The 3,182-nt window shown below is 59.4% G+C and carries 4 protein-coding genes; 2 read left to right on the top strand and 2 right to left on the bottom strand.

The window, feature by feature from the left end; translation table 11 throughout:
• The first annotated feature begins 555 nt into the window (after positions 1-555).
• Both NW853_RS02090 and NW853_RS02085 read left to right on the top strand, forming a co-directional pair.
• Positions 556-1,434 (top strand): hypothetical protein, encoded by an 879-nt coding sequence (locus NW853_RS02090; protein ID WP_414347462.1) that lies wholly within the window; start codon positions 556-558, stop codon positions 1,432-1,434.
• A gap of 91 nt (positions 1,435-1,525) precedes the next feature.
• Positions 1,526-1,810, top strand: a complete 285-nt coding sequence (locus NW853_RS02085) for a hypothetical protein (RefSeq protein WP_414333797.1) — start codon at positions 1,526-1,528, stop codon at positions 1,808-1,810.
• A gap of 192 nt (positions 1,811-2,002) precedes the next feature.
• Here the strand turns inward: NW853_RS02085 and NW853_RS02080 are convergent, their stop codons facing one another.
• Entirely contained in the window at positions 2,003-2,797 is a 795-nt protein-coding gene (locus NW853_RS02080) for a transporter substrate-binding domain-containing protein (protein WP_414347459.1), read from the bottom strand.
• A gap of 5 nt (positions 2,798-2,802) precedes the next feature.
• On the bottom strand, positions 2,803-3,159 hold the full coding sequence (gene rplT, locus NW853_RS02075) for a 50S ribosomal protein L20 (protein WP_414333801.1): 357 nt from the start codon (positions 3,157-3,159) through the stop codon (positions 2,803-2,805).
• Between the last annotated feature and the right edge of the window lie 23 nt (positions 3,160-3,182).

Here is a 3,182-nt window from a genome sequence, read left to right as displayed (position 1 = left end):
TAAGTAGGGCACTGGGCGAGGCCAGGCAAGAGCTCTGCTCAGCAGATAGAGTTATGGCAAACAGCCATGGAACAGCTTGCTGGTTGAGCTCTAGCTCCCCTCTCCCACAAGGGGAGAGGGGGCGAAGCGTCTTAATTTTGCTTGCAACGACTATATTGCTTTTCCTTTTCCTGGAGCAGTTGCTATTATCTTCAGCTACGCTGGTGACAACAACAGCCGTTCTTTTGGCCGACAGACGCCTCCGACGCGAGGGAATGTGGGTTGGCCGACTGAGACGAACCAGGAAAAGCGTTGTTAGGCTGGGTGGTGTGTTGGGCAGGTCTTGGGTCGAGGGCAGAAGTAGGGCCTGTTTTTGCAACAGCAAATGTCTTGCGCTGCCAGACGAGCATCACTGCCCCTTCTTGAGCACTTAAGTTAACCTTCTGGATCGATTGCAACGGAACCGTCACAATGTCCTCAGAGCTAAGACCTCCCTTTCGATCTGTGCGGCCCCCCAGACCCAGCTCAACTGGCGAGGCCAGGGCCTCCTCCCTGCCGGGAAAAGCTGAGGATTCGGTGTCAACCGCTGGCTCTGCTCGCGGTAGCGGGACGGAGTCTTTGCAGCCTGTTGTCGGTACCACTGCTACTTTGGCGACGACAAAAGCGGCGGAAAGAGAGCGAGTCTGTTTGGAACCCATCCCGCCGCCTGGGGAGAAGATGCAATACCGGGCGATTGGCCTCATCGAGGGACAGTACATTCCTTCCCCTGGGCACTTTACCCGCGGGGTCTTACGTACCTCAGATGGCTTGGAGCTGAATGCCGTATTGCTGGGCCGGGTGATGAGTCTGGTACGTAAGCACCTACAGCCAGACCGCAACTACCTGTGGGTGGTCTATCCTCGCACCCGCGACAAGAGCGAAGATCTGCACGTGCAGCTGATGGGGGTGTGGGCCCCCGAAGAAATGGGGCAGACGCTCCCTGAGGGCTCCCGTCCGGCGGTGGTGCCGGATTGGTTTTCCATTCGGGGCGAGGTTGTTTTTCAGTCCCAGGAGAAAGGGTTTATCATCGTCAAAATTCGCCAATCGGGCAAAAAAACCTCTGCCAGCCCTTCTTCTCAGCGGAGCAAGGATCCCGTCCCGCCTACCCGAATAGCTCCCAAGCCCCAAGCCTTCAAATTGCGCCTGATCGGCTCCCTGCCGGGCAAGGAGGTAGGCAATTTCTGGGATCTACAGGTGCGTCGCCGCGGATCCCTGCTCTACGTAGAGGCGGGAACTCCCATCGGCCCTGTGCTCAAAGCGCCGCCGCGCCCCCGCCTGAAGCACTCAACGCCCCGCCCCAAAGTCAAGAAGGGCTCTCTTCCCTCGTCTTCAGGTCAGCAGTCTATTTCAGATCAACTTTATCCGCCGCGGGATCCGGCCAAAGTTCCCAAACCGGTCAAGAAAAAGCGTCCATAATCTCTTCTATAGATTCTTCTCTGGATTAGAGCTCAGTAGAGTTCTCCTCCCAATCTTCCGGTTTTAATAGCCCTTTTATCTTGGTTGTGCCGTGACAGAGTCAAACCTACCCCCCAACAAAGATGAGTTTATTTCGCCTCGCTATCCCTACTGGGGCGAGGTGAGACCCCAGAATTTGGTTTTCGATGCCAATTTACAAGAATTCAGCAACAGGGTGTCTTTGATCTGTGGCCTGGAAACGGGGGGCAAGATCACCCCGGAGGAAGCCTATCGGCAGATCAAACAGCTCTGGAAACAGCTCAAAGAAACCAAGAAAGCCATCTTGGACGACCCGCAGTGGCAGGAGCCTCCCCCCGAATTGCCGGAGGAAGAGTAGCCGGCTGGATCCCTTGGCTCGCAACCCCTGCTGGCTAACTGCAAACGGCGTCTGGTGGGCGCGGAGCCCTTGCCATTGCCAACAAGACAACGCTCAAGCGCTCTGTGCCGCTGAGACCATCACTTTCAGCTTCTCTCCCAAAAGGAGGGGAGAGTTGGAAGCCCAGGGCTGTGAAGGGTGTCTGTAACTGGCCTAGGGCAGGCCCCAAGCTCTGGCCTGCTCCGCCAGCCAGCCCTCGGCGCGCAGGTTCTCCAGTTCTCGGCGCACCCGCAGCCGCAATTCAGCATGCTCCAGCCCCTTGGGCAGGGCAATGGCCAGCCCCACTGTCGCCAACGGGGATCCCAGAAACTGAAACTGGGGGTGCTCCGCCAGCCACCCCGCCAGCACCGAGCGATCCGCTGCCCAGGCCTGCACCGCCCCTTTTAGGAGCAATTCTGCCCCTTCCTGGTAGGAATCCACCGCCACCAACTCAACCCCTGGGAGGTAGCGCTGGAGGTGGGGAATGGCGGCCGATCCACGTAGGACGGCAATCCGCGCGCCGCGCAGCTCTGACCAGCTCGTCCAGTTTTGGGAACGGGCCACAACCAGGCTGGGGCCATCCGGGTAGTAGGCCGAGGTGAACTCCACCTGGCGCGCCCGATCCGGTGTGATGCCGATCTGAGCGATGGCCAGATCCACTTCCCCTGCAGTCAGCACCTGTAGCCGCTCCACATTGGCCACTGGCACCAGCTCCACCGCCGCCGGGGATCCCAGCAGCCGGGATCCCAGCTCGCGGGCTAGGTCAATCTCAAACCCCTGCAGCTTGCCTTCGGCATCGCGAAACGCCAACGGCCTGAGGTTGTCTTTGACTGCAACTCGCAACTGACCCGAACGAACAATCTCTGACCAGGGACGGGCAGCGGCAGGGATCCCTAGGCAAACTAAGGCCAGGCTGGCCGCCCAGCAAGACCTCTGGATCGCCGAGGCCAACGGAGACTGAGATCCCATCCCCTTCAGGCGGTGCGGGACTGGCGGGCCGCAGCCACCACTTGGGTGAAGGCTTCGGGATCCAGGAAAGCCAAGCGGGCCAACATTTTGCGATTGAGCTGGATATTGGCTTTTTTGAGGCCGTCGATGAACTCGCTGTAGCGCAGGCCCTGGGCGCGGGTGGCGGCATTGATGCGGGCAATCCAGAGGCGGCGAAAATCCCGCTTCTTGCGGCGGCGATCCCGGTAGGCACTGCGCAGGGCCTTCATCACCTGCTGGTTGGCGGTGCGGAACAGCTTAGAGCCGGCTCCGCGAAAGCCTTTGGCCAGCTTGAGGATCTTCTTGCGACGCTTGCGGGCAACATTGCCCCGTTTGACTCTCATGGCGGTAACTCAATACAGACAGA

It is taken from the genome of Synechococcus sp. H55.11 (assembly GCF_047462475.1).
In the GTDB taxonomy this organism is placed as follows: Bacteria; Cyanobacteriota; Cyanobacteriia; order Thermostichales; family Thermostichaceae; genus Thermostichus.
Note: the sequence above shows the minus strand (reverse complement) of the source record. Positions and strands in the feature narration are given on the sequence as shown.